This is a genomic window from Algoriphagus sp. SE2 (assembly GCF_039563885.1).
GTDB lineage: Bacteria > Bacteroidota > Bacteroidia > Cytophagales > Cyclobacteriaceae > Algoriphagus.
Genome location: NZ_JBCLWJ010000080.1, coordinates 1 through 404 on the forward strand (window position 1 = coordinate 1; position 404 = coordinate 404).

The 404-nt window shown below is 38.1% G+C and carries 1 protein-coding gene; it reads right to left on the reverse strand.

Annotated elements, in window-relative coordinates:
- Positions 1 to 184: 184 nt before the first annotated feature.
- Positions 185 to 404: hypothetical protein (locus AAGF08_RS20500; protein WP_343513325.1), on the reverse strand; the 220-nt coding region annotated here is incomplete at its 5' end.

The window sequence follows — 404 nt, forward strand, 5'->3', positions numbered from 1 at the left end:
CGAGCTAATTGATTTTCTTAACGGATTTTCATGCAGCTCAAAAACCAGATAGTTTAAGGGAAGGACTTCCCAAAATGTTTCTTGTCCAAAGTATCGATTTAATAATGCTCCAAGAATTCATTGTAAAAAACAATCGTTTTTTAGGAGGCGTGGTGGGAGGACACAGCAGCGGGGGGCGGGTTGATTAAGTGCGGTGGAAGCATTGCTGTGTCTTGATCTTTTGGTCCTTTTGTATCAAGACAAAAGGACATAAAAGCAAACATTTAAAAGTAAATATTGGAAGGATTGATTTATCTGCCAACCTTAATTCACTTTGTGCTTTTGAGCCCAGGTGGCGAGCAGACAAAACCCTTTTCTCTAAACTCTCCTTCAAATCGTTAAAGATTTGACAAAGTATTTTAATT